The following is a 23,687-nucleotide window of genomic DNA, read 5'->3' as shown; positions in this document are numbered from 1 at the left end:
TTCACGACCTACCCATGATTACAGAAATCGGTTCTCCGGATTTTGCATTAATCCAGGCTATTAAAAACGGCAACGAAAAGGCCCTGGGGCTTTTTTACAAGGATAATTTTGGCAAAATCCTGCACCTGGTGCTGAAAAACAGCGGAAGCGATGACGACGCGCGCGACGTGTACCAGGATTGCATGATGGAGGTCGTTTTGCAGATCAGGGGTGGTCGGCTGGATCAGTTGAGCAGCAGGCTTTCCACCTATTTATACTCGGTTTGTTATTACAAATGGATCGACCGGCTGCGGCAGAAAGGCAAATTCATGCAGTCGGGCTTCGACGACGACCTGGAAACGGCGGTGATCGAGGAGGACGACGGCGCACCTTATCTGCCCGCACTCGAAAAAGTGCTGACGCAGATCGGTGAAAAATGCATGACGCTGCTGAAAGCCTTCTATTACGAAAAGCTGACGATGACGCAGATCGCTTCGAAGCTGGGTTTTGCGGACGATAATTCCGCCAAAAGCCAGAAGAACAAGTGTATGGACAAAGCGCGGTTTCTGGGAAAAAATGTGCTGAAACAACATTACAGCTAGCCCCATGGAAAACGAAGACCCAACCGAGCGCATCGACCGCTACCTCGACGAAACGCTCACCCCCGCGGAAAAAGCCGCATTTGAAAGCGAGATGGCTGCCGACGCCGACTTCCGCCTGGAAGTGGAAGCGCAGGAAGCCGTGCGGAACCTCATCAGCAATCAGGCTGAAAAAGAAGATCTGCGCCAGCTTTTCGCCACATTTCATTCGGAAATGGAGGCCGCGCCGGCGCGCAAAGATGCAGAGCAGGATAATGAGGATTTGCTCAAAAGGAAAAATGGCATTCAGCGCAAACTGAATTGGGGCAATTGGTCGTACACGGCTATTGCAGCCTCCGTTGCGATCCTGATCATCGGTGTGTGGACTGTTTGGAATAACATTAACCAGACGGATAATGGCTTGACCGGCAACCAGGAAATCCGCGTGGATGAGCGGAACGAGGTCTTCCGCGTGCCGCTGCTAAGCTGGAAAACCGTCGATTTTAAACCAGTACTACAAGACAAGCAGACGATCGACGCTACGATCATCAGAAGCAAAGCATACCGCTCGCATTACCGCTTCAACGACATTCTTGAAATATACTCCGACAAGCTGACTGAAAAGCAGCAGAAGATCAGCATCGCGTACGATGTGGACACGCGCCAATATCGCCTCCATATCGGGAAAAGCAGTTACGCCATCCGGAAAACGGACGAGATCATGCCATTACCCCTCCCCTGAGAACATTATAGCCCCATTTCTACCATGAGTCCGCAGAAACTACGCATCGGCCGAAAGCCGGATAATGATATTGTAGTGGACCATCCGAGCGTGAGCGGCTACCACGCCCTGGTAACCCTCGGACCCGACCATTCGGGTATCCTCGAAGACAACGACTCGTCGAACGGCACTTTCGTGGACGGCGTCCGTATCCGGAAAACGCAGTTCACGCCGCGCAGCAGCATATTGCTCGGCAAAATGCCTTTCGAAGCCAGCAAGATTTTCCGTTTCGACAAGCAGCCCGACGACTACACATTCGAGTTCCGGGAAATGCAGCCGGTCTGGCAAAAGCTCGAAGACGAACGGCAGGCGATGATCGACATTCAGAAGAAGATCGACGTAATGCTGGCCATTCCCTATATCGGTCGGGTGATCATTTTATTGATGAACAAGCATTACGGACTGGAAAACCGGCGCGTGAAATGGAAAGAGGACATCCGCCGCTTGTGGGTATGCCCCGCCTGCCAGCAACCGCTCCGCGACTACGACTGGCTGACATGGAACGATTGCGAGCACCTCAAAAAGTGCCCCAAATGCAAAGCGAGATGGTTTTAGAATTTTTTTCAAAAAAATCGGTGACCTTCCCGGGGAGGCTCCGATCAAGGTTCAAATGAATGATTTGAAAACTTCTAAAATCTTACGACCATGTCAGAGCAAACCCAGATTATCGAAGAAAAAGACGAACTGTTGCAGGATGCACCGGCTACGCCCAAAAAATCAAAAAGCAAAGCTGGTGCCGCCATGGCTGCGGGCGCGGGCGCGATCGCGTACGATGCCTATGCGGGGGATGATACCAAAAAGGATGAAACTACACCGGCGGGTATCCCTTCCGCTGATGCCGAAGCGAAATCCGACAGCACAACCGCTGTTCCCGCCGAAACGGTAGTTACAGAAAATAACCCGGTTCAAGATTCCATTCCCGCCGGTCAGCCCAATGTATTCCTCATTCCCGATCACCTCAGCATTGTGAATGCACCGGACGAGATGAGTTTCAACGAAGCATTTGCATGGTCGCGCGAGAAGGCGGGCCCGGCGCAGCTTTTTGAATGGAAGGGAGAATTGTACCACACCTGCCATCCTAATGAATATGCCGCATTGCCGCAGGAAATGAAGGAGATCTTCCAGGATATGTGGCTGGATAATGCATTCGGTTACGGCGAACTGCCCGCCGAAGGCTCCATGATCAGCTACGATTACGAAATGGGCCCGGCTGTGGAAGAAGTTACCGAAGAACCGGTAGCGACCGACACCACCACGAATCCAACCGACACCGTCGTAGCCGAGGAGGACAGCGTGAGCATGGATACGGAATCGTACGACATCGTGTACACCCAGGAGGATTACGACAATGATTTCGACGGGCTGGAAGAATGGGTGAACCCCGAGGACATCGCATAATAGCCACATTCAACCACCACCGTTATGATCGTTGTTTGTCCATCGTGCCAGGCGAGGCTAAGGGTTAATGAAAAGGCATTGTCGCCGCGGAACCCGGTGATCGCCTGCGTCCGCTGCCAGTCGCCCATCCGCATTGAACTGCCTGAGGCGGAACGCCCGGCATTTGAAGAGGCTACCCTCGTTTTCGAGCCCGCCGAGGTAGGCTGGGTGATCGTCCACGATGAATTCACCGAATCGCAAACGCTTCCCCTAAAACCCGGCTTGCAGATTGTGGGCCGGTTTTCGGAGAGCAAGCCGTGCGAGGTGATGATCCATTCGCAGGACCGGTACATGAGCCGGCGGCATTTGGTGATAGAGATAGTGAAAAGCAGGGAAGGTGTGTACAAATATTGGGTTTCAGAGCATCCCGATTGTACCAACCCTACATTCATCGATACCTATCCGCTCAAACGCGGCACGACCGTCGAACTGGTGGACGGGGTGATTATGCAGCTGGGTAAAACCAAAGTGGCATTGAAAACCGCTGCTGCTGCCGGTACCGCCCGCAAGGCTGCCGAAACCGTGGCCAATACTGATTTTGCCAAAACAGTACTTTTCTGACGATTTTATGAAAATCCATATAAATCAGCCCGTTACGGTCCATGGACTGGGCAAACGGGCCAATAATGAAGATAACCTCTTCCCGCCCCCCGGCGCTGCCACTACCGGCGACACGCTGTTTATGGTGTGCGACGGGGTAGGAGGCAGCGAAAAGGGGGAAATAGCCAGCGACCTGGCTTGCCAGTCGGTTTCGGCATATTACCAGCGCCACCGCATTGCCGTGAGCGACGATGCCGCCGTTCATAACGCCATTGCATTTGCCCGGGCGGAGATCGAACGGTACGGGCGCGACAATCCCGGCTCGCAGGGAATGGCGACTACCCTCACGCTTCTGCACCTGCACGAGCGCGGGGCTACGGTGGCGCATATAGGTGACAGCCGCGTGTACCACGTGCGGAACCGGCAGGTGCGCTGGTGCACGCGCGACCACAGTTACGTGAACGACCTCGTAAAAGCGGGTGTGATCACCGAAGAGCAGGCCCTCACGCACCCGCGCAGGAATGTGATTATGCGGGCATTGCAAGGCGGCGACCCCGATACGCAGGCCGACATTCACCACATTACCGACCTCACCGCAGGGGATTATTTCTTCCTCTGCTCGGATGGTATTCTCGAAAGTGTGGATGAAAATGCATTGCTGGAAATTCTCTCTGCTCGCATCTCCGACGATGCCAAAATGGAGCGGGTGCGGAAGCTTTGCGAGCAGTTCAGTAACGATAATTTTACGGCCTACCTCGTGCCCATCCATTGGGTGGAAATACCTGTCGTGGAATTGCTGCCTTCCGAACCCGATACCCGGAAAGTGGATGCCAAAACGGTGCCCGCGAGTAAATCTGCCGGCATGAACGTCTGGATCATATTTGCTGTGCTGATGTTTTCCTCGGGCATGTACTTCTGGCACCACCGTAAGCCTCAGCCGGTGAAACCCAAGCCTGTCCCCGTGGTCGTTACCAAAGATTCCGTGATCGCGTTGCATCCGGTGAAACCTTCCAAAAGTGCCAAGCCGGGCAAGCAGAAAAGCCATTCAAAAAAAGATAAAAAAATGCGGTGACCTCCCGCCGGGACCTCCGATAAAGGGCAAAAGAACTTCAAATCCCTACGATCATGACTTACGAAGAATTTTTGAAACGATACGAGTTCGATACCCAGGACCAGAAGGCAATGCTCGGCGCAGGAGGTTTCGGCTCGGTTTATAAAGCTTTCGATTCGGTGCAGAAAAGGTTTGTAGCCATTAAAGTGGCCGAGGTGAAGCACGAAAAGTTCAATTTGCTTTACGAAAAACAGATCGTCGACGAGCTCGATTCGCATGAGAATGTGGCGCGCTACGGAAATTGCTACCGGTTCCAGTTTATGCCCGTCCGTTACGATTTCGCGGTGCTTACTTTTTACCAGGAAGGCAACCTGGCCGACGTTTTGAAGAAATATGCATTAACCATTCCTCAAAAACACCAGATTCTCGAAGGTATCCTCAAAGGCGTGGCGCATTTGCATAAACACCACATCATCCACCGGGATATGAAGCCGCAGAATGTGCTTATGGACCGCCAGGGTGATCGCTGGGTGCCTAAACTGACCGATTTCGGGCTGAGCAAACTGGCCGATACCAATACGAGCTCGGTAGAAAACTCGTCGATCGGGTTGTCCATCGCCTATGCCGCACCCGAGCAGATCCAGAACCGCGAAATCCGGCATAATGTGGATTTATGGGCGGTAGGGATCATTGCTTATCAAATGTTCGTAGGCGATCTGCCGTTCGATGCTTCGCGGTCGATGAGCCAGGAGAGCTGGAACCTGGAAGTGAGCAAGCTGATCGTGAAAGGCAAGGTTTCGGACAAGATCAGCCAGGTGCCGGAGCCTTTCAGGACCATTATTAAAAAATGCCTGGTGCCCGATAATGCCAAACGTGTGCAGCGGTCGGAGGAGTTGCTGGAAATACTTGGTACCCCTTCAACGCAAGCGCAGGAAAGAATACCCGCCAGCGACGAGAACACGATTCGCATGGACGAACCTTTTGCCAATACCAAAGAACTGACCGCCCGCGCCGACCACCTTGTGCAGCTTGCCGAATCGAAAACAGGTTTTGAAAAAGAGCAAAGCCTGCGCGACGCGATAGGCCTGTACGAAGAAATCCTGAGGCTCGACCCCAGCCATATGCACGCCCGGTACCAGATCGGGCAATGCAACAGCAGGCTGAAACAGAAGACAACATTTAAAATACCGAGAATACTTTCGAAAAAAGGAATGATCGCGGCAGCGGCGGTGATGGTCGGAATGGGCCTGGTGTATTTTTTTTTATGGCGCTCTACTGCCCGTAAAGAATTGGCTTGGGCGAAGTCTGCAAACTATTCGAACATCCTTCCTGCCGATTCTGCGAACACTTATCAGCAGATGTTCCAAATCCTCGACAAGTACGCAGGTACGCTTGCAATGGACGACACTACGAACAACATTCTGGGTATTTTCTACCAGAATGGCCGGGGCGGTGCGACGCTGGATTTCGACAAAGCCATGGATTTCTATGAAAGAGGCGGTGATTTTGAATGGGCGAAATACAATCTGGGCTACCTCCATTTCTGGGGTAAGGGAACGCTTAAAAACTTCGAAACGGCTGCGGAGTATTTCAAGGAAGCTTATGATAAAAAGCAGCTTACGGGCGCTGCCGACTACCTGGGATACATTTATGAAGAAGGTGGTTACGGCATTACCAAAGATTACAACCTGGCCAAAAACTGGTTTGAAAAAGCAGTAGCGGGCAATTCGAGCTACTCGCAGTTTGAGCTCGGTAAAATGTACCAGATGGGCCTCGGAATGCCTGTGAACGAGGCCCGCGCCAAATATTACTATGGCCTGGCGGCCAACCAGGGCAACCGAAACGCCCAGCAAGCATTGAACAACCTTAACCGGGGCCGCTCAAACCAGGCATTTGCGCATGCCGCAATGCCCTCTCAACCCACAGCCAAACCCAAACAGCAACGACCCAAAAGCAATGCAGGCACATTCTGGGAAAAAGTGGGTACGGAGCTTTTCAAACAAGCCGCACGGCGATAACATTATCTAAACCAAATCGAACATTTTTGACCTTTACTACAATGAAAAATATAACCAACATCCTGATTTTCATAGGTGCGGCCGCCGGGATATTCTATGGCTACAAATGGCTGAAAAGCTCGGATTTTTCCGGAAACGAAGGCAATACCTACGCCGTCATCGTCGGAATCTCCGACTACCTCAATGGCTCCGACCCGCAAAGCGGTATCCAGGCCCAGCTTAGCGACCTGCGGTACTGCGACGATGATGCCCGAATTTTCTACGATTTCCTCAGAAGCCCTGCCGGAGGCTCAGTACCGGCGGAAAATATCGCATTGCTGATCGATAATCAGGCCAGTAAAGCGCAGATTATCAGCCAAATGGAATCGTTTTTTGCAAAATCGGGTCCGGATGACCGTGTGATCTTTTACTTTGCCGGCCACGGTGCGAATGGCTTCTTCGCCAGTTACGACATCGATATGCGCAATATGAATACCAGCCTGAAACACAAGGAAGTGAAGGAGATTTTCAGAAAATGCCGCGCGAAAACAAGACTATGCTTTGCCGACGCGTGCATGTCGGGCAGCATGAAAAACCGGGCGCGGGAAGTGGTGGAAGTGAAGCCGGTGTCGGTGCGGTCGTTCGAGGACGAAGAATCGGGTCTGGTGGTGCTGATGGCCGCGCGGTCGTACCAGTATTCCAGCGAGAATGTGAGCATTGGTCATGGTTACTTCACAAAATTCCTGGTAGACGGCCTGCAAGGTGAAGCCGACAAGAACAAAGACGACCTGGTGACGATCAAGGAAGCATTCGATTACCTGTATTTGCATCTGGCGTCGCTTCCTAAACACGGCCCGGATGATAAGGGTCAGATCCCGGTGATTTTCGGGAAATACGACCCGGATATGCCGGTGGCGAAGCTGAAAGGGGCGGCGTAATGTTGGTTGCTAGCGCAGACGCTAGCGCGAAGCTCCTGCTTCGCGTGCGCTATTCGCAGGCCTCTGGCCGGTCACACATGCACGACCGGCCAGAGGCCTACGAATAGTAAACGCGAACGTAGACGTTCGCGCCATTACGGTTCGCGCCATTTATTTAACTAAAAACCTCAGCGACACCTGCATATTGGGCGATCTTACGCTTTTAAACCCTCTCAAAGATAAATTGGACACCGGAATGAGCGTCATCCATGCGAACTGCAACCGGTTATTAAATACGTCGGGCGAGCGAAACAATATCCCTGCGCGAATGTTCCATTGCTGCGGCTGGACATACGATTCCAATGCGTCCCGGCCTTTCACCGTCAGATATCCACGAATTGTATCCATCCGCTGCGTGATCACCTCTTTATCACCAAAATAGGCATGCAGCGGATTGAAAATAAAAGTCACGGAATGCCTGTTCCAATTTTTGGACACAAACACGCCCGGAATCGCCAGCCGCGCAAATCCGGCGCGTAGCTACGGGCAATTGCATGAGGTATACCTGAATGTCGTTGGCTGAAAGTTGTTCAAAAGGGTTTTCCTGCCAGACCTGCTTAATGAATAGTTTTGAGACGTGCCAGCGCACGCGGAATAGCAGACCGCTGCCTGGCTCCCAGGGTGTCCGAGAAAGAGCTATCCGCGATGGTGGTATCCCTGACGATCGTGTCCTGAGGAATGCTGTCCCGCCAAATGGTGTCTTTCCAAATACTATCCTTCCCACTACTGTCCGTCCTGATCGTATCCCAGGGAATACTGTCCAGCTTCGCGCTATCCGCCCCCGTCCTGGCCGAAACCGGCGCAGGCGCATTCTCTTCCATTTTTCCCCGTTCACAGGCGACCAGCTGGATCAGCAGCAATGCAATGCAGGATACCAGCCATTTTTCTGTTCTCATGACCATCAGTGTTTAAAATTTAAGAAATAAAAAATCAGGTGGCCACCTGTCAATAAAATAAACTGCGGGGAAAGGCTCAGAGGTTGGGTAGGTCTTGAAAAAAAAATTGCGGAAGTCGATTAACGTACACTTTCTCAGTAAATAGCAGATATTTGAGGGTTTTATTTTGAAACGGATACCTAATTACTTCTCATGAAACGAATAGCGCTTTTCTGCGTGCTGCTGATTACCTGTTGCCCGGTGTTCGCCCAAAACTACGATGAAGCGAAAGTGCCGCATTACACGCTGCCGGATGTACTGAAAACATCGTCGGGAAAGGTGATCCGTAATGAGGAAAAATGGGAGAAGCTGAGAAGGCCGGAAGTGCTGAAACTGTTCGAAGACCATGTCTACGGACAAATGCCGACCGATTACGACAGTATCCGCTACGCATTGACGGAAGACGACCGCCCGGAAATGGACGGTAAGGCGGTTTTGAAGCAGGTAGGTGTCACGGTTTTCAGGAAAGGCAATTCGGTGCAGATCAACGTGGTGCTTTTTGTGCCTACGCAGGCAAAGAAGCCCGTGCCCGTTTTTTTACTGATTAACAATCGCGGTAAAGAAAATACCGACCCTACAAGGGCTAAAAAGAGTGAGTTCTGGCCGGCTGAAATGCTGATAGACAGCGGTTTTGCCATCGCGGCATTCCACGTAAGCGACCTCGCGCCCGACGACAAGGATACTTATGCGACCGGCGTTTTGCAAAAGCTTTACCCCGAGCAATTGAAAAAGGATAACGGCATGAAGGCCATCGGCGCATGGGCATGGGGCGCGAGCCGTGTGATGGATTATTTCGAGACGGACAGGGATATAGATTCCAAAAAAGTCATAGTGGTAGGACATTCGCGTGGCGGCAAGACGTCACTCTGGGCAGCCGCGCAGGATCGGCGTTTCGCGGCATGTGTTACCAATTGCTCGGGGAATACCGGTGCTGCACTGGCGCGGCGGCAGTTTGGCGAGCGGATCACCCGTATCAATACCACTTTTCCACATTGGTTTAATAACAATTACAAAAAATACAACGATAAGGAAAATGCCCTGCCGGTAGACCAGCATATGCTCATCGCGCTCGTCGCGCCCCGGCCTGTATATGCAACCAATGCTTCCAAAGACCTCTGGGCCGATCCCAAAGGCACTTTTCTGGCATTGAAAGCCGCCGAGCCGGTTTATGCATTGTACAATATCAAGTCCGGATTACCCAAAGACCCGCCGGGGATCGACAAGCCGGTTATAGGTTCGCATTTCGGCTACCACAACCGTGAGGGAGAGCACAATATGACCGCGTACGACTGGGGGAATTTTATCCGGTTCGCCCGGAAGTTTTAAGCCGGGGCATAAAATTTTAGCATTAAAGCGAAAAACGACCATAATGAAAGATAGAAAGCTCCCCGAGGACCAATCGCTGGTTTTATTCACTGACATGAATGGCGTGCCCCGCGAAGGTACCTACAAGAAAGCATCAAAGGCATTTATCGAAGCCATTGGCGACGAAGGCCCGGAAGATACGGGCAACATTTACCCGGAAGAAGACATTGTGTCCTGGGAATACCTTGACAAGAAGGACCGGCCGAATCCGGACATTATGGTGATACTTTGAGGGAGCTGGTAGCCGAATTTATTTTGCCTTAAAATATCTCGTACCTGCCACTTGTTCATCGAATGCCGGGATAGACTATCGATGAGAATATATTTAGCAACGACCTGGAAGGGTTATAACAACCTTCATAAACTATGTTGCTATGAAAATCTTTCTCTCCCTCATTCTGCTGTTATCTTTTTCAGCAATGTCCCAATCGCCTCAGGGGCTCAGTTTCCAGGGCGTCGCGCGTGACGCATCGGGTAAAGTAATTCCCAGTCAGGCAGTCGGTATCCGGTTTACCGTCCGACAAACTAATGCAGGCGGCCCGATCCAGTATCAGGAAGTGCAATCTGCCACAACCGGTTCGAGCGGTGTGTTCGCCGCCGTGGTAGGAGAGGGAAATCCTGTTTCGGGTGAATTTTCCAGCATTAAATGGGCTAATGACAAATACTTTCTGCAAGTAGAAATAGATCCCGCAGGCGGCAATGCGTTCGCCGATGCCGGTACGAGCCAGCTTCTGAGCGTTCCGTATGCATTGCATGCGAAGGAGGCGACATCCTGGCAAAACGACCAGCCGGTGGTGCAAACCGGGGTGGTTGGTCAGGGCGGTATGCTGACCGACGTTCCCTCGCCGGGCACCCGGTTGATCTGGTACCCGAGGTTAGGTGCGTTTAGAGCGGGTGAAATAACCAATGATGCCTGGAATGTGGCTGAAATCGGCTCCTACTCGATTGGTTTAGGAAAAAATACGAGAGCTGTCGGTTCGGGATCAGTAGCTATCGGCCGAAGTGCAGAAGCACTTGTATCAGACGCTATTGCTCTTGGACACGGAGTTAGCTCAAAAAACCACTATTCTGTCACCTTGGGAGCATTCAACAATGGTGACGGGTTTCCCAGTAATTCCACAGACGCTAATGATCGGATATTCCAGTTGGGTAATGGCTCGGGTGAAAACGACCGGCGCAATGCGATTACCGTTTTAAGAAAAGGTAACGTCGGCGTCGGCGTATTATATCCCGGATACATTCTGGATATAAATGGCAGGCAGCGCATCAAGCACACAAGCGGTAATACGGCCGGATTGTTTTTGGACGGCACGCAAACCGACGATTACAACATTGGCCCGGCAGCTTTCATAGGGATGGTGAATGATAATCAGGTAGGCTTTTACATCGGCGATGCGTGGCGCTTTTATGTGCATGCCAACGGGAATGCCACGCTGGGCGGGACGCTGACACAAAATTCGGATTACCGTCTGAAAAAGGATTTGGTTGCCCTGCCAGAAAGCAGGGCTAAGTTGATGGGTATAACAGGCTACAATTATCACTGGAAAAGCAACGATCGCCAGAAGGGATTGCAGACGGGGCTGATAGCCCAGGAAGTAGAAAAATTATTGCCGGAATTGGTGGAAACCGACGGCAACGGCTATAAATCGGTCAACTACATCGGGTTGATACCCCACCTTATCGAAGCATTCAAGGCGCTTCAAACGGATTATCAGGCGGTGAAACAAGTGAACCAGGCCCTGGAATCGAGGGTGAAATTGCTTGAATATGCGCAGCCCTGAATGGTTTTCAAACCAGAATAAGGTGCATGGTCGCTTAACTCAGTATCTGATCCCATTGTGTTATTATAAGATCTTGTTCGAGCAAGGGAAGCCTTTGTGACTTGTAGCTTCTCATACGCGCACGAAGGCTATCGTCTTCCATCAAAGTAGCCAATGACTTTGCCAACTTGCTTACATTTTCCGCTTCCACCAGAATGCCGTTTTGGCCGTCTTCGATCAGTTCTTCGGGCCCCGTATCGCAATCGAAGGCGACAATCGGCAGGTGGAATGCCAGCGCTTCCAGAAGTACCATCGGCAGTCCCTCGAACCGGGAGCTCAGGCAATAGATAGAGGCTTTTTCGAAATACTTAAAAACAGCCTTGGTAGCACCAACAAGCTCTATTGACTCTCCGATGCCCAGGTCTGAAATTTTCTTCTCAAGAGCCGGTCTGTCTTTTCCGTCGCCGATTATGAGCAATTTCCATTCTTTCCGAAGTGGCTCCGGCAATTGGTTCCAGGTATCTATCAACAGGTCAAAACCTTTCTGATAATTAAGCCTTCCAACAGATATAACCGTTTTAGATGGGTTTTCACTCACTTTCTGTTCTTCCAGGAACATCGGGTTTGAAATGTGAGCGAGCTTTGCATTGCGGTACCATGCGCCCTGTTCCCAGAATTTTATATCGCGGGCCGTTTGGGTCACAATCGTGTCGGCAAAGCAAAGTGAGAGTTGTCGGGCCAAAGATCTGGATGTTCTGCCCAGATTTACTTTGAAATTGAATGCCTCCCACACCACATGGCGAACACCGGTAAAGGCAAGCGAAGGAACAGAATGCACCGCCAGGTTCGACTCAATGGTCACAAACGTGTCGATGTGGTTGCTTTTGACCAGCTGCCGGATCTTCCGTTGTGCATACAGGGCTTTTGCAAAGCCCTTTTTATCATCTATCCGCAAGCCGGTTACCGCTACATTCGGCTCCAAAGGAAAGAAAATGTTGCCCGGATCTCCCTTGAGGCCTAGCAGATGAATACTATGATTTCTTTTGGCAAGTTCGTTGATGATGCCCAAAAATATCCGTTCCGTTCCACCAACCGACGAAATATTGTTAATAAAAAATACGATACTAGACATAGGGTACTAATCCAAACATCAAATTCAAAAAGAAAGCCGCTAAAAATCAGCAAGAGTCAAAATGATCTTAATCTGCTCTTCGTCAATTTTTTAGCGAAAGCAAATTGCTTGTCCAGTATAGACTTGAGCAAGCTAACCATCGGCTTTTCAAACCATTTATGCAATGCGACACTTAGCAGGCAAACCAGAGCGAGAGAAAAAACCAGGCCCAGGAAATCAAATACGGGCCCGTGCAAATTAAGGCGCACATATACCAATCGCAGGAATGCGTAAATGACAAATGGGTGAAGGAGGTACATGGCATAACTGGAGTCTCCCAGCAATACCATCGTCGAATGTATTTTATTTTGGGGATTGATCCGGTTTTCCAGGCTCAAAAAGCCACATGCAACCAGGAGAGAAGGCCCGCCAATTAGCAAGAAACGCAGCGTTGAAAGGCCATACTTGTACTCAGCATACATTAGGAAGCCCAATGCTGCAAATCCTACCACGGCCAACACATTTCTGACTGACTGGCCTGCGGACGAGAGAAAGTGCTTCCAGAAATAATACAGGATTGCGCCGCCCACAAACTCCATGATCATTGTGCTGCCCCAGTAGCGTACCACATAGCTGTTCCAGGTGACGAAGGACGAGACCAGTACGAAAAGCGACAATCCTATAAGGCAAGCGATCATTCCCTTTTTATTCCCAAAAATGAAAATAAAGACAGCAATGGACAGGTAAAAAAACATCTCATAGTTCAACGTCCAACCCAGCGTGAGGATAGGGCCGCTGTCCTTAATATGGTAGGGGATGAATAGCAGTGACTTAATGAGAGCAGTTGGCGTTAAGACCACGTTCCGGAACCAGGACGGCTTGAACAGGTACAATCCGGTCGTAAAAAGTGTCATTAAGTAATAAAGCGGCACAATGCGAATGATCCGTCGGTACAGGAAGTCCTCGGGAGATTTATTCACAATGTGGGCCATGATAAAGCCACTGATTACAAAGAAAATATCGACTCCAAAACGACCCACAGCGGGCTCGGTATATTCAAAATGAGCAAATACAACTAATAATGCAGCCAGCGCGCGCAGTACCTGAATACTTCGTAGCATAGTTTACTGTAAAAATTTTGAAACCGGGAATTTTATACAACCGACAGGTTGCCGTTCCAATGTCTCGCGGCAAAGATATTGAATATAACAGAGGAGTTGACGATAACGCAAATATAGTGTGTTATGATAATATTAAGCCCACAACGACGAGTATCCTTAAATTTCCATCTTGAAGGCTATTTTGGGCAAAGAAAAAGGACTTAGATTTTTAATCTAAGTCCTTGATTTTCAAGTGGGCCCACCTGGAATCGAACCAGGCACCTACTGATTATGAGTCAGTTGCTCTAACCGAATGAGCTATAGGCCCGTCAATACTACTTGGAATGTGCTGGTTGCCAGGATTTTGTCGAAAAACTTTCAGCGGCATCCTCTGCTTTCCAATGCCTTGTTCGGGTTGCAAAATTAGCGAATCGGTTCAAATCTCCAAACGAATACCATAAGATTAGCTTCTTTTGTCCGTTGGTTGTTTATTACTTTTGCCAAAAAACTGGTTTTGAATAAAAGGAAAATCATCAACGATCCGGTTTACGGGTTTATCTCCATCGCTTCGGATCTGCTCTACGATCTGGTAGATCATCCTTACTTTCAGCGGCTCCGGCGGATCAGGCAGCTAGGCCTGGCCGATATCGTTTACCCAGGTGCATTGCACACACGTTTTCACCACGCGCTCGGCGCCATGCACCTCATGAGCCAGGCGTTGCGGACCTTGCAGGAGAAAGGACATTTGATCTGGGAGCCCGAAATGGAAGGCGCACAGGCCGCTATTCTGCTGCACGACCTCGGCCACGGGCCGTTTTCCCACGTTTTGGAAAGTGTCGTGATCCCCGGCGTGCCGCATGAAGCGATCACGCTGGCGATGATGAAGGACCTCAACCGCCATTTGAATGGCCGGCTCGATATTGCGATCCAAATGTTCGAAGGAACATACCCGCGCAGGTTTTACCATCAGATGATTTCCAGCCAGCTGGATATGGACCGGATGGATTACCTGAACCGCGACAGCTTTTATACAGGCGTGATCGAAGGTTCTATCGGTGCCGACAGGTTGATTAAAATGCTGGATATCAGCCATGACCAGCTGGTGGTGGAGGAGAAAGGGCTTTTAAGTATCGAAAACTTCCTGCATGCGCGCAGGCTTATGTACTGGCAGGTGTACCTGCATAAGACGCTCCTGAGTGCGCAGGCAATGCTCACGCAGATCATGCACCGCGCCCGCGAACTGGCGGCAGCGGGAGAGCACCTTTTCGCCACGCCCGATTTCGCATTGTTCTTAAACAACCGCTTCACGCTCGAAGATTTCTACAACCAGCCCGACTTGCTGACCGCATTCAACGGATTGGACGATAACGACGTATGGGCATCAGTAAAAGGCTGGAAAACTCATAAAGACCCTGTTTTGTCGACTTTGTGCCAGATGCTGCTGGATAGAAACCTGTTTAAAATCACCTTTTTCGATGAGCCACCGGGCGAAGAGGTACTGGCGCCGCTGCGGGAACGGCTGACGGCGAGGGGCATTTCCGAAACGGATATGAGATATTTCCTGATCACCGGCGAAACTACGAATTGGGCCTATGAGAAAGAGCAGGACCCGATCCGCGTGAAAATGAAAAGAGGGAATTTGCTGGATATCGCCGATGCATCCGACATTCCGACCATCGAGGCCCTGACTAAGATTGTACGCAAGTACTATGTATGTTGGGGTAAAAATGTATCTTTGCGTGGTTAATCAGGCCCCTAAAAAGACTAGCCGAATTAATAAAATTTACAACGTACTCGAATACTATTACCCGAAATTAGCCGATAAAATATGAAATTTACTGTCAGCGAGATTGCTCAGATGCTGAATGGAACTGTTGTTGGAAATGATCAGATTACAATTGATTCGGCTGCAAAAATTGAAGAGGGCCTGCCGGGTTGTATATCTTTTCTGGCCAACAGCAAATATGAGCATTATATCTACTCCACACAGTCTTCGGCAGTAATTGTCAATAAAGATTTTACGCCTAAAAAGGCTATTTCCGCGACGTTGATCTACGTCGATAATGCCTACACCGCCTTCACAATCCTGCTGGAAGAATACCAGAAACGCATCGCCGGCCGCAAGTCGGGCGTGGAGCAGCCCAGTTTCATCGGTGAAAACAGCCAGACGGGCGAGGACTGCTACCGGGGCGCATTTTCCTACATTGGAAAGAATTGCATCATTGGCAAGGAAGTGAAGATTTACCCGCAGGCCTGGATCGGCGACGGGGTAGAGGTGGGCGACTATTCGGTGATCCATCCTGGCGTGAGAATTTACGACAACACGGTAATCGGCAAGAATGTGGTGATTTTTGCGAACACGGTGATCGGCAGCGACGGCTTCGGTTTCGCTCCGCAGGCCGATGGCAGCTATAAAACGATCCCGCAGCTCGGAAATGTGATCATCGAGGATAATGTGAGCATTGGTTCCAACGCCACGATCGACTGTGCGACGATGGGTTCCACGATTATCCGTCAGGGAGCGAAAATAGATAACCTGGTTCAGATCGCACATAATGTAGAGATTGGAAAAAATACCGTAATTGCGGCCCAGTCGGGAGTATCCGGTTCCACCACCGTTGGCGAGCAATGCATCATTGCCGGTCAGGTGGGTTTGGTAGGGCACATTACGGTAGCAAATAATACCAAGATCGGGGCACAAAGCGGCCTGGGCAAATCCATTAAAAAGGAAGGCCTGTCGCTGTCGGGCTCCCCGGCCAGGGACCTGAACGAACATTTACGGTCCATGGCACTGGTGCGAAGGCTGCCTGAGCTGGAAGAACGACTGAAAGACCTGGAACGCAAGCAGGAAACGTCTGATTTTCAGTAAATACGGGCCATCCGGAAGCGCCTTATTTAGAAAAGGAAAAAGATATAATGAACGAAAAACAACAAACCATTTCTAAGTCTGTATCCGTAACAGGAGTGGGTTTACATACCGGTGTTGTCGCTACGATGACATTCGTGCCGGCGCCAGCCAACCACGGATACAAGTTTCAACGTGTTGATTTACCCGACCAGCCCATTGTTGATGCAGATGTTGATAATGTGGTGGATCTTTCCCGCGGCACCACCATCGAGCAGAACGGCGCGCGGATCCATACGGTTGAACACACACTTGCCGCGCTGGTAGGTTTGCAGATCGATAATGTGCTGATCCAGCTCGACGGCCCCGAGCCACCGATCATGGACGGCAGCTCGATCAAGTTCGTAGATGCATTGCTGGACGCAGGCATCGAGGAGCAAAATGCTTACCGCAACTATTTTGAGGTACCTGAATACGTACATTACAAGAATAAGGACAAGGATACCGAATTGGTGGCATTGCCGCTTTCGGACTATCGCCTGACGGTGATGGTGGATTACAACTCGACCGTAATCAGCAGCCAGCATGCTTCCTTGAATGATATTACCCTTTTCAAAGACGATATCGCATCCTGCCGCACATTTGTGTTCCTGCACGAGCTGGAAGCATTATATAAGCAAAACCTGATCAAAGGCGGTGACCTTACAAATGCCATCGTGATCGTGGACCGCGAGGTGCAGGATGGCGAACTCGATCATCTGTCGCAGCTTTTGAACAAGCCGAAGGTGAGTGTGGATAAGTCAAAAGGTATCCTTAATAATGTAGACCTGCATTATTCCAATGAAATGGCGCGCCATAAGCTGCTCGACCTCATTGGGGACCTTGCACTGGTAGGCCGGCCGATTAAAGCGCAAATCCTTGCCGCACGCCCCGGACACGCGGCGAATGTGGCTTTGGCTAAAAAAATTAAGAAACTGATTAAATCGGGCAAAGGGGATATTCCGCAATACGATCCTAATAAGGCGCCTGTATTCGATATCAACCAGATAGGCCAGCTTTTGGCGCACCGCTATCCGTTCCAGATGATCGACAAAATCATCGCATTGGACGAAAACAGCGTGGTAGGTGTGAAGAATGTGACGATCAACGAACAATTTTTTCTCGGACACTTTCCGGGTAACCCGGTAATGCCTGGCGTCTTGCAATTGGAAGCCATGGCGCAAACGGGCGGAATCCTGGTCCTTTCCAGCGTTCCCGATCCGGACAATTACTGGCCGTACCTCATCGGGATCGACGCATGCCGGTTCCGTCGTAATGTTTTCCCGGGGGATACCGTTATTTTTAAATGTGAATTCACTTCTCCGATGAAGAGGGGGATCGTCAAAATGAGTGGCCGGGGATACGTAGCCGGACAGCTGGTGTGTGAAGCGGATATGATAGCAAGCTTGGTAAAGAAAAAATGACTCAATCATTAGCATATATCCATCCTGACGCCAAGATCGCTCAGAATGTAGCCATTGAACCTTTCGCAATGATCCACGGCGATGTTGAAATCGGCGAGGGTTCATGGATCGGTTCGCACGCTGTAATTAATTCAGGAGCGAGAATAGGTAAGAACTGTAAGATTTATCCCGGTGCGGTAGTTTCGGCTACACCCCAGGATTTGAAATACAACAATGAATACACACTGACCGTCGTCGGCGACAATACCACGATCCGCGAATACGCGACGATCAGCCGCGGTACCGAAGAGCATTGGAAAACCGTTGTAGGCTCCGATTGTCTCATTATGGCCTACGCACACGTAGCGCACGACTGCCGGGTTGGAAACAATGTGATTATCGGCAACAATGTGCAAATGGCAGGTCACGTCCACGTGGGCGACTGGGCTATTGTGAGTGCATTGAGCGCGGTACACCAGTTTGTGAAGATCGGCATCCACGCATTCGTATCGGGCGCTTCGCTTGTACGGAAGGATGTTCCCCCATTTACGAAAGCCGCCCGCGAGCCGATTTCGTATGTAGGTATCAACTCCGTGGGATTGCGTAGAAGAGGTTATACCAATGAGCAAATCATTGAAATCCAGAATATTTACCGTTACGTGTACATGAAGGGTCTCAATAATGCAGAAGCGTTGCAGAAGATCGAGCTGGAAATGCCGCCTTCGGACGAGCGCGACGAAATCATCAACTTCATCCGCAACTCGGAGCGGGGTATTATGAAAAGCCCTTTCCAGACCACCGGTGCAAGCGAAACAGAGGCCCAGTCGTAGGGTAATATGCTATAAGCAATAAGCTGTAAGTTTTGTGGTTTTCAAGTTATAATGCAAAAAGCTCCGCTGTGGACTGATCCCAACGGAGCTTTTTGCTATTCAAGGACTGTCAGCGGGTCGCCTACTTTCAATTCTCCAAAATCCTGTGCCGTCACATTTTGCCCGAATAATATCTTGTTGCCATTGCGCCGGTAAGTAGCCAGCGTTTTGAGCGGTTCTGCGCCTTTTTCTGCTGTATCTGGATTAATGGTCGTGAGTACGCAGCGTGCGCAGGGTTTTACCACTTCAAAATGGAGGTTGCCAATGGTAATCTGCTTCCATCCGTCTTCCGCAAACGGCTCGGTGCCGCTGATGACGAAATTCGGCCGGAAACGGCGCATTTCGATCGGTTCGGCGAGCCGGCTGTTCAGATCGTCGAGCGAGGCTTGCGAAATGACGAGGTAAGGGAAGCCGTCGGCGAAGCTTACATTCTCATCATGCTGGGCGTAACGCGGATCGGCCTTTCTTTCGGTAGAATCGGGCATGGTTACCAGCCGGACATTGAGAGCGAGATGGCGGCTAAGCCACGCATCGGCTTCGTCGGATACGGTGAGCGCTTCCGCGGTATCATCCCACACCTTTACTGTGACAGGCCTCGCGGTCGCGGGCTGGTAAGGCACGAGTACAAAATCGTCCGGATCGGTACGCAGGAATATTTTCAGGCCCTCGTCCAGCAATGCGACGTCTATCAATGCCATTTTTTGATGCACCCGCTGGGTGATGAACACATTTTCTTCATCGATGATCATCCAGCGACGATCGTAGCGGAGTCCTCTTTCTTCGGTTAATGCGTTGGTGAGCCTGATCCCGCCGAGGGATTTTACGGGATAGACCCAGATTTCTGACAATGTCATGGCCATGTTTATTCGACGGTCAGCTTGCGTATACGTTGGTTATATGAATCGGTAACAAAAAGATTTCCGTCTTTGTCCAAAACGCACCCCTGCGGATGGTGGAAAAGTGCATTTTCGCCCAGCCCCTCCTTGTATCCCAGCGTCCCGCCCTTACCCGCGAGCGTGGTCACGTACCCATCCGGGTACACGAGGCGTATGCAGTGGTTCCACAAATCATTGACATACAAATTACCCAGTTTGTCGATCTGGATATTGCACGGCTGGTCGAATATCGCCTGCGCTGCCTCTCCGTCGCGGAAGCCGTTTTTGGTAGGTGTGCCGGCGAAGGTGGTCACCGTGCCGTCGGCGGTGATTTTGCGGATGCAATGATTATGTTTGTCGGCGACGTAAATGTTGCCGCTTTGGTCGAAATTGAGGTAGACGGGCATATAAAACTTCGCATCCCGCAACTTTCCATCGGCATAACCCGGTGTACTGCCCGCGAATGTGGAGACCTGGCTGTCGGAAAGCTTCCGGATCAGGCCGTTTTTGGCATCACAAATCCATAGAACACCTGCTTTGTCGAGTTTCACGCCATACGGCTCACTAAATTGGGCGGAGGCCAGGCCACCATCCGCAGCACCCGGTTTGGCCGAGTCACCGGCTACGGTAACCAGCGTTCCATCGGAAAATACCCTCCTGATCGCGTTGTTTTTATGGTCGGCCACGTAAATGGACCCATCCTGCGCGAGTTCGATACCGATCGGGTAAGACATTCTTGCCTGATCACCTTTGCCGTCCTTGAAACCAGCCTGCGTTCCGGCGCCTGCTAAGGTAGAAGTGCTTCCATCCGTATCGATACGTCTTATCAAACAGTTGCCGAGATCGGCGGCGAACATGATGCCCTGGCTGTCCATGGCGATGTTGTACAATGTCCTGAAATCCGATTGCTGAGCAGGCCCATCCTTATAGCCACCGTCCACGTTCCCGCTGCCGGAGAAATAGCTCGTAGTTGCGGTATACAGGTAGCGGAAGGCCGCGGCAGAAGTGACTTGCTTGCCATTCACCGCAAGTACCAGCTTCCCAAGTCCGCATTTGTCGGGTACAACAGCCGTTATTTCGGTATCAGTGACCGCATTAACCGTTGCTTTCAACCCATTGATTCCCAGTGAAACTTTCGAAGCATCGCTGCCGAAATGTTTTCCCTGAATTTTAATAACAGTGCCTTTCTTGCCTGTAAGCGGCGAAAAGCTGCTCAGTTCGGGCGCCTCGTTGCCGCCGGTCACGGGCGGAGTAGGTGAAGGCGAATCGCCGCCGCACGACCACCAGATCGCCGAAACGATCGTTAATGCAAATAGTACGAATTTTCTCACGGGTTGACGATAAATCGGGTGGTAACCTGTTGCTTTTGAGACTCTACTTGAAGCAGATACGCGCCTGCCGGAAGTTTGGAAACATCCAGCTCTGTTTTGCCATTCACTCGTCGTACTTCACGGATCAGCGCGCGGCCTGTCATATCGGTAACGGTCATTTGTACATTCTGTTGGGTTAATGGCCCTTCAATCTGCATTTGGCCGCGGATCGGATTGGGGTAAATGCTAAATGGTTTCTGCGCTGGTTCGGTACCGGTCACCACTTCTGCTTTTGGAAAAGTAATCTCCCAGATCTGCCCCTGGCCTTCGAGAATATAGAGCTTGTTATCCACAATCTCTGCATCGGTAGGCTGGAAAAAATCGATGGCAATGCTGTGGGCATTCAATGTATAATCATCGCCGGCCGGGTTCTTCTTCAAGTCCAGCATAAGGAGGTCCTGCCCCGGATCTTGCATCGGCCCGTAGGTAGCGGAGCCTTCCTGGAAGTTCAGTACAAAGCCTTTGCCCTGGTATTCACCTCCAAATTCAGATTTGATATCAAATACCAGCCCCAGCGGCGACCGGTGTGCGGTGAAAGTACCGATCGTCGTGCCGCTTTCGCTGGCGTCCATCACCTTGCCCGTAGCGGCATCGCGGTACATGTCGGCGTCGGGGCCGGCATTGCGGATCGGTTTGCGGAATGTCAGGTTCTGCGGCTTTTTGGGATACTGTTTGTCGTCGTGAAATGCGCCGATCTGGTAAGCGGTATAATTGCGGTTAATCAGCTTGTCGTCATCCGGCTTATATCCTGCAAATTGCATAGGCGTATCGTTGCCGCCCATTTCCCACGGAAACCCGTAATGCGCGCCGGGCCTGATCCAGTTCATTTCCTCCGGATCGTCGCGGTCGCCGGAGTTCTCGACACTGAACAAATCGCCATTGGCTGCGAATGCGAGGCTGAATGCATTGCGCACGCCGCGTACGTGCACGTAAGGCGCGAGCGCGGCCGAATCGTTGGGCAATTGCAGGTTTTCGGTATTGGCGGGTATTTTAAAAATGCAGGCGGTCAATGCCACTTCGCGGAGGCCGGGGTATCGGCCCTCATTGTCCTTCACTTCGCCGTGATCGGTGCGGGAGCCGCTGGCAATGTACATATCCTTGCCGTCGGGTGAAAAGCAGATGGCGCTGAATGCGTGGTCGAAAAGTGTTTTGGAGGAAGCATGTTCCGCGGTTTTAAATACCTCGGTCCAAACCAGCTTGTTACCGGTCAGTTTGGCTTTCACGGCTTTTCCGTAACCTGAAACGCCTTGCGCAATTACGACATTACCAGCCAGATAAACACTGCCGTCGTACAAGGCAAGTCCCTGCATGTAGTTGATGCCGTGATCCTGCGCCGACGCCAGCCTTTCAATATTGTAGCTTCCGGCATTATTGCTCGTCATATGAAACAGGTCACCGTTCCAGGCTATGGTGTAAAACGATTTGTCCGAAGCATCATAGGCGATCCTGGTCTGTGTATCAGTACCTTCAATGCGGAATAAAGGTTTGATCGACAGGTCTTCGCGGAGCACCCGTGCCTGCGCAAAAAGCGGGCCGGTAGCAGCCGAAAGGATTGAAAGAAAAAGAATGCTCAGGCAAAAGTACTTCATACAATCCTGTTTAGGGTTTCAGTATTTCAAAATTCCATTCGTGCAAGCGGGCTGACCGTCTGGTCGCAGAACTCGCCCGCTTCGAACTTGTAATGCGCCGCGATGGCGATCATGGCCGCATTATCGGTACAGTACTCGAAAGCAGGAATATACACATTCCAGCCCAGCTGCTGGCCGAGTTCCTGCAAGGATTTGCGCAATCCCGAGTTAGCGGAAACACCACCGGCGATGGCGATTTCTTTAATGCCAGTCTCGCGCGAAGCCTTTTTCAGTTTTTTTAATAGAATATCAATCAATGTAAACTGAATGCTGGCGCAAATGTCGGCTATATTTTCTTTGATAAAATCCGGGTTTTGGCGTACCTGTTTTTGAAGGAAATACAGGAATGAGGTCTTGATCCCGCTGAATGAGAAGTCAAGCCCCGGTATTTCGGGAAGTGGAAAAGGATAAGCCTGCGGATCACCCTGCGCGGCATATTTGTCGATCAGCGGACCGCCGGGATAAGGCAGATCGAGGAGCTTGGCCGTTTTGTCAAAAGCCTCTCCCACGGCGTCGTCGCGCGTTTCGCCGATGATTTCCATGTCCAGCGGGCCCGTCACTTTCACGATCTGCGTATGCCCGCCGCTCACGGTGAGGCACAGGAAAGGGAATGCCGGTTTCGGGTTATCGATGAAATGCGCCAGCACGTGCGCCTGCATGTGGTTGATCTCGATCAGCGGAATGTCCAGCCCGAGCGCCATCGATTTGGCGAACGAGGTACCTACCAGCAAAGCGCCCAGCAAACCCGGTCCTTTGGTAAAAGCAATGGCATCCAGGTCTTTTTTTGCTATTTTTGCGTCATTCAATGCTTTGTCCACCACAGGCAGAATGTGTTGCTGATGCGCCCGCGAAGCGAGCTCGGGGACGACGCCGCCATACTGCGTGTGGATCAGTTGCGTAGCGACAACATTGGAGCGGATATTCCCGTTTGTTATAACAGCTGCGGAGGTTTCGTCGCACGACGATTCAATTGCGAGGATATTCATACTGTGGAAAATATTCGCAAAATTAAGCATTAACAATAAGATAAGCAGTATCCCGCTGCGA

At 50.9% G+C, this 23,687-nt stretch carries 23 protein-coding genes and 1 tRNA gene; 15 read left to right on the top strand and 9 right to left on the bottom strand.

Features of this window, described 5'->3' with window-relative positions; genetic code table 11:
• Positions 1 to 14 precede the first annotated feature (14 nt).
• From BLQ88_RS07890 to BLQ88_RS07855, 8 genes are all read left to right on the top strand, one after another.
• Positions 15 to 581 (top strand): RNA polymerase sigma factor, encoded by a 567-nt coding sequence (locus tag BLQ88_RS07890; RefSeq protein WP_090148224.1) that lies wholly within the window; start codon positions 15 to 17, stop codon positions 579 to 581.
• A 4-nt stretch (positions 582 to 585) separates the two neighbouring features.
• Entirely contained in the window at positions 586 to 1,299 is a 714-nt protein-coding gene (locus BLQ88_RS07885; protein ID WP_090148223.1) for a hypothetical protein, read from the top strand.
• Positions 1,300 to 1,323: 24 nt separating this feature from the next.
• A complete protein-coding gene (locus BLQ88_RS07880) occupies positions 1,324 to 1,893 on the top strand; it encodes an FHA domain-containing protein (protein WP_090148221.1) in 570 nt (189 codons plus the stop codon).
• A 90-nt stretch (positions 1,894 to 1,983) separates the two neighbouring features.
• Positions 1,984 to 2,736, top strand: a complete 753-nt coding sequence (locus tag BLQ88_RS07875; protein ID WP_090148219.1) for a hypothetical protein — start codon at positions 1,984 to 1,986, stop codon at positions 2,734 to 2,736.
• Between the two features lie 24 nt (positions 2,737 to 2,760).
• Entirely contained in the window at positions 2,761 to 3,336 is a 576-nt protein-coding gene (locus tag BLQ88_RS07870) for an FHA domain-containing protein (protein ID WP_090148218.1), read from the top strand.
• A gap of 7 nt (positions 3,337 to 3,343) precedes the next feature.
• On the top strand, positions 3,344 to 4,387 hold the full coding sequence (locus BLQ88_RS07865) for a PP2C family protein-serine/threonine phosphatase (RefSeq protein WP_090148216.1): 1,044 nt from the start codon (positions 3,344 to 3,346) through the stop codon (positions 4,385 to 4,387).
• A 53-nt stretch (positions 4,388 to 4,440) separates the two neighbouring features.
• On the top strand, positions 4,441 to 6,384 hold the full coding sequence (locus BLQ88_RS07860) for a serine/threonine-protein kinase (RefSeq protein WP_090148215.1): 1,944 nt from the start codon (positions 4,441 to 4,443) through the stop codon (positions 6,382 to 6,384).
• Positions 6,385 to 6,425: 41 nt separating this feature from the next.
• Complete coding sequence (locus BLQ88_RS07855; protein ID WP_090148213.1) at positions 6,426 to 7,301, top strand: caspase family protein; 876 nt, start codon at positions 6,426 to 6,428, stop codon at positions 7,299 to 7,301.
• Between the two features lie 150 nt (positions 7,302 to 7,451).
• On the opposite strand, the gene BLQ88_RS07850 is transcribed toward BLQ88_RS07855, so the two are convergent.
• Together BLQ88_RS07850 and BLQ88_RS07840 are read right to left on the bottom strand one after the other, a co-directional pair.
• Entirely contained in the window at positions 7,452 to 7,751 is a 300-nt protein-coding gene (locus BLQ88_RS07850; RefSeq protein ID WP_143016809.1) for a hypothetical protein, read from the bottom strand.
• 146 nt (positions 7,752 to 7,897) lie between these two features.
• A complete protein-coding gene (locus tag BLQ88_RS07840) occupies positions 7,898 to 8,236 on the bottom strand; it encodes a hypothetical protein (RefSeq protein WP_143016808.1) in 339 nt (112 codons plus the stop codon).
• A 192-nt stretch (positions 8,237 to 8,428) separates the two neighbouring features.
• On the opposite strand from BLQ88_RS07840, the gene BLQ88_RS07835 reads away from it, so the two are divergent.
• The 3 genes from BLQ88_RS07835 to BLQ88_RS07825 all read left to right on the top strand — a co-directional run bounded on the left by BLQ88_RS07835 (position 8,429) and on the right by BLQ88_RS07825 (position 11,421).
• Positions 8,429 to 9,601 carry a glucuronyl esterase domain-containing protein gene (locus BLQ88_RS07835; protein WP_090148207.1) on the top strand — a complete coding sequence of 391 codons (1,173 nt, stop codon included), beginning with the start codon at positions 8,429 to 8,431 and terminating at the stop codon, positions 9,599 to 9,601.
• A gap of 43 nt (positions 9,602 to 9,644) precedes the next feature.
• On the top strand, positions 9,645 to 9,872 hold the full coding sequence (locus BLQ88_RS07830) for a hypothetical protein (protein WP_090148206.1): 228 nt from the start codon (positions 9,645 to 9,647) through the stop codon (positions 9,870 to 9,872).
• Between the two features lie 142 nt (positions 9,873 to 10,014).
• Positions 10,015 to 11,421, top strand: a complete 1,407-nt coding sequence (locus BLQ88_RS07825; RefSeq protein ID WP_090148204.1) for a tail fiber domain-containing protein — start codon at positions 10,015 to 10,017, stop codon at positions 11,419 to 11,421.
• Between the two features lie 34 nt (positions 11,422 to 11,455).
• On the opposite strand, the gene BLQ88_RS07820 is transcribed toward BLQ88_RS07825, so the two are convergent.
• The 3 genes from BLQ88_RS07820 to BLQ88_RS07810 form a co-directional block, all read right to left on the bottom strand.
• Complete coding sequence (locus BLQ88_RS07820; RefSeq protein WP_090148203.1) at positions 11,456 to 12,532, bottom strand: glycosyltransferase family 4 protein; 1,077 nt, start codon at positions 12,530 to 12,532, stop codon at positions 11,456 to 11,458.
• 56 nt (positions 12,533 to 12,588) lie between these two features.
• Positions 12,589 to 13,632, bottom strand: a complete 1,044-nt coding sequence (locus BLQ88_RS07815; protein WP_090148201.1) for an acyltransferase family protein — start codon at positions 13,630 to 13,632, stop codon at positions 12,589 to 12,591.
• Between the two features lie 233 nt (positions 13,633 to 13,865).
• Positions 13,866 to 13,939, bottom strand: a tRNA-Ile gene (locus tag BLQ88_RS07810).
• 186 nt (positions 13,940 to 14,125) lie between these two features.
• Here BLQ88_RS07810 and BLQ88_RS07805 point away from each other — a divergent pair.
• The 4 genes from BLQ88_RS07805 (at position 14,126) to lpxA (ending at position 18,728) form a co-directional block, all read left to right on the top strand.
• Positions 14,126 to 15,358, top strand: a complete 1,233-nt coding sequence (locus BLQ88_RS07805; RefSeq protein WP_229212616.1) for an HD domain-containing protein — start codon at positions 14,126 to 14,128, stop codon at positions 15,356 to 15,358.
• A gap of 81 nt (positions 15,359 to 15,439) precedes the next feature.
• The gene (lpxD, locus tag BLQ88_RS07800) at positions 15,440 to 16,480 is read left to right on the top strand and encodes a UDP-3-O-(3-hydroxymyristoyl)glucosamine N-acyltransferase (RefSeq protein WP_090148198.1); all 1,041 of its coding nucleotides are present in this window, start codon (positions 15,440 to 15,442) and stop codon (positions 16,478 to 16,480) included.
• Between the two features lie 47 nt (positions 16,481 to 16,527).
• Positions 16,528 to 17,919 (top strand): bifunctional UDP-3-O-[3-hydroxymyristoyl] N-acetylglucosamine deacetylase/3-hydroxyacyl-ACP dehydratase, encoded by a 1,392-nt coding sequence (locus tag BLQ88_RS07795; protein ID WP_090148197.1) that lies wholly within the window; start codon positions 16,528 to 16,530, stop codon positions 17,917 to 17,919.
• Positions 17,916 to 18,728 (top strand): acyl-ACP--UDP-N-acetylglucosamine O-acyltransferase, encoded by an 813-nt coding sequence (gene lpxA, locus BLQ88_RS07790; RefSeq protein ID WP_090148193.1) that lies wholly within the window; start codon positions 17,916 to 17,918, stop codon positions 18,726 to 18,728. The genes BLQ88_RS07795 and lpxA overlap by 4 nt, the downstream gene beginning before the upstream one ends.
• A gap of 95 nt (positions 18,729 to 18,823) precedes the next feature.
• Here the strand turns inward: lpxA and BLQ88_RS07785 are convergent, their stop codons facing one another.
• From BLQ88_RS07785 to tsaD, 4 genes are read right to left on the bottom strand one after another with little or no spacing between them, the layout of a single operon-like run.
• Positions 18,824 to 19,627, bottom strand: a complete 804-nt coding sequence (locus BLQ88_RS07785; protein WP_176884936.1) for an MOSC domain-containing protein — start codon at positions 19,625 to 19,627, stop codon at positions 18,824 to 18,826.
• A gap of 2 nt (positions 19,628 to 19,629) precedes the next feature.
• Positions 19,630 to 20,973 carry an IPT/TIG domain-containing protein gene (locus BLQ88_RS07780; RefSeq protein ID WP_143016807.1) on the bottom strand — a complete coding sequence of 448 codons (1,344 nt, stop codon included), beginning with the start codon at positions 20,971 to 20,973 and terminating at the stop codon, positions 19,630 to 19,632.
• The gene (locus BLQ88_RS07775) at positions 20,970 to 22,601 is read right to left on the bottom strand and encodes a T9SS type A sorting domain-containing protein (protein ID WP_090148190.1); all 1,632 of its coding nucleotides are present in this window, start codon (positions 22,599 to 22,601) and stop codon (positions 20,970 to 20,972) included. Before BLQ88_RS07775 ends, BLQ88_RS07780 begins: the two co-directional genes overlap by 4 nt.
• A 26-nt stretch (positions 22,602 to 22,627) precedes the next feature.
• Positions 22,628 to 23,626, bottom strand: coding sequence for a tRNA (adenosine(37)-N6)-threonylcarbamoyltransferase complex transferase subunit TsaD (tsaD, locus tag BLQ88_RS07770; protein WP_176884934.1), 999 nt, complete (start codon positions 23,624 to 23,626; stop codon positions 22,628 to 22,630).
• Positions 23,627 to 23,687: the final 61 nt, after the last annotated feature.

This window comes from Dyadobacter soli, from assembly GCF_900101885.1.
Classification (GTDB): domain Bacteria; phylum Bacteroidota; class Bacteroidia; order Cytophagales; family Spirosomataceae; genus Dyadobacter; species Dyadobacter soli.
The sequence above is the reverse complement of the archived record's forward strand: the minus strand, read 5'-3'. Positions and strand labels throughout refer to the sequence as shown.

Excerpts from the sequence above, each read along its gene's own strand:
- BLQ88_RS07835 (WP_090148207.1), top strand. The coding sequence starts at position 8,429 with ATGAAACGAATAGCGCTTTTCTGCGTGCTGCTGATTACCTGTTGCCCG.
- BLQ88_RS07885 (WP_090148223.1), top strand. The coding sequence starts at position 586 with ATGGAAAACGAAGACCCAACCGAGCGCATCGACCGCTACCTCGACGAA.
- BLQ88_RS07865 (WP_090148216.1), top strand. The coding sequence starts at position 3,344 with ATGAAAATCCATATAAATCAGCCCGTTACGGTCCATGGACTGGGCAAA.
- BLQ88_RS07890 (WP_090148224.1), top strand. The coding sequence starts at position 15 with ATGATTACAGAAATCGGTTCTCCGGATTTTGCATTAATCCAGGCTATT.
- BLQ88_RS07875 (WP_090148219.1), top strand. The coding sequence starts at position 1,984 with ATGTCAGAGCAAACCCAGATTATCGAAGAAAAAGACGAACTGTTGCAG.
- BLQ88_RS07870 (WP_090148218.1), top strand. The coding sequence starts at position 2,761 with ATGATCGTTGTTTGTCCATCGTGCCAGGCGAGGCTAAGGGTTAATGAA.
- lpxA (WP_090148193.1), top strand. The coding sequence starts at position 17,916 with ATGACTCAATCATTAGCATATATCCATCCTGACGCCAAGATCGCTCAG.
- BLQ88_RS07795 (WP_090148197.1), top strand. The coding sequence starts at position 16,528 with ATGAACGAAAAACAACAAACCATTTCTAAGTCTGTATCCGTAACAGGA.
- BLQ88_RS07840 (WP_143016808.1), bottom strand. The coding sequence starts at position 8,236 with ATGAGAACAGAAAAATGGCTGGTATCCTGCATTGCATTGCTGCTGATC.
- BLQ88_RS07860 (WP_090148215.1), top strand. The coding sequence starts at position 4,441 with ATGACTTACGAAGAATTTTTGAAACGATACGAGTTCGATACCCAGGAC.
- tsaD (WP_176884934.1), bottom strand. The coding sequence starts at position 23,626 with ATGAATATCCTCGCAATTGAATCGTCGTGCGACGAAACCTCCGCAGCT.
- BLQ88_RS07880 (WP_090148221.1), top strand. The coding sequence starts at position 1,324 with ATGAGTCCGCAGAAACTACGCATCGGCCGAAAGCCGGATAATGATATT.
- BLQ88_RS07815 (WP_090148201.1), bottom strand. The coding sequence starts at position 13,632 with ATGCTACGAAGTATTCAGGTACTGCGCGCGCTGGCTGCATTATTAGTT.
- BLQ88_RS07785 (WP_176884936.1), bottom strand. The coding sequence starts at position 19,627 with ATGGCCATGACATTGTCAGAAATCTGGGTCTATCCCGTAAAATCCCTC.
- BLQ88_RS07855 (WP_090148213.1), top strand. The coding sequence starts at position 6,426 with ATGAAAAATATAACCAACATCCTGATTTTCATAGGTGCGGCCGCCGGG.
- lpxD (WP_090148198.1), top strand. The coding sequence starts at position 15,440 with ATGAAATTTACTGTCAGCGAGATTGCTCAGATGCTGAATGGAACTGTT.
- BLQ88_RS07830 (WP_090148206.1), top strand. The coding sequence starts at position 9,645 with ATGAAAGATAGAAAGCTCCCCGAGGACCAATCGCTGGTTTTATTCACT.
- BLQ88_RS07820 (WP_090148203.1), bottom strand. The coding sequence starts at position 12,532 with ATGTCTAGTATCGTATTTTTTATTAACAATATTTCGTCGGTTGGTGGA.
- BLQ88_RS07775 (WP_090148190.1), bottom strand. The coding sequence starts at position 22,601 with ATGAAGTACTTTTGCCTGAGCATTCTTTTTCTTTCAATCCTTTCGGCT.
- BLQ88_RS07825 (WP_090148204.1), top strand. The coding sequence starts at position 10,015 with ATGAAAATCTTTCTCTCCCTCATTCTGCTGTTATCTTTTTCAGCAATG.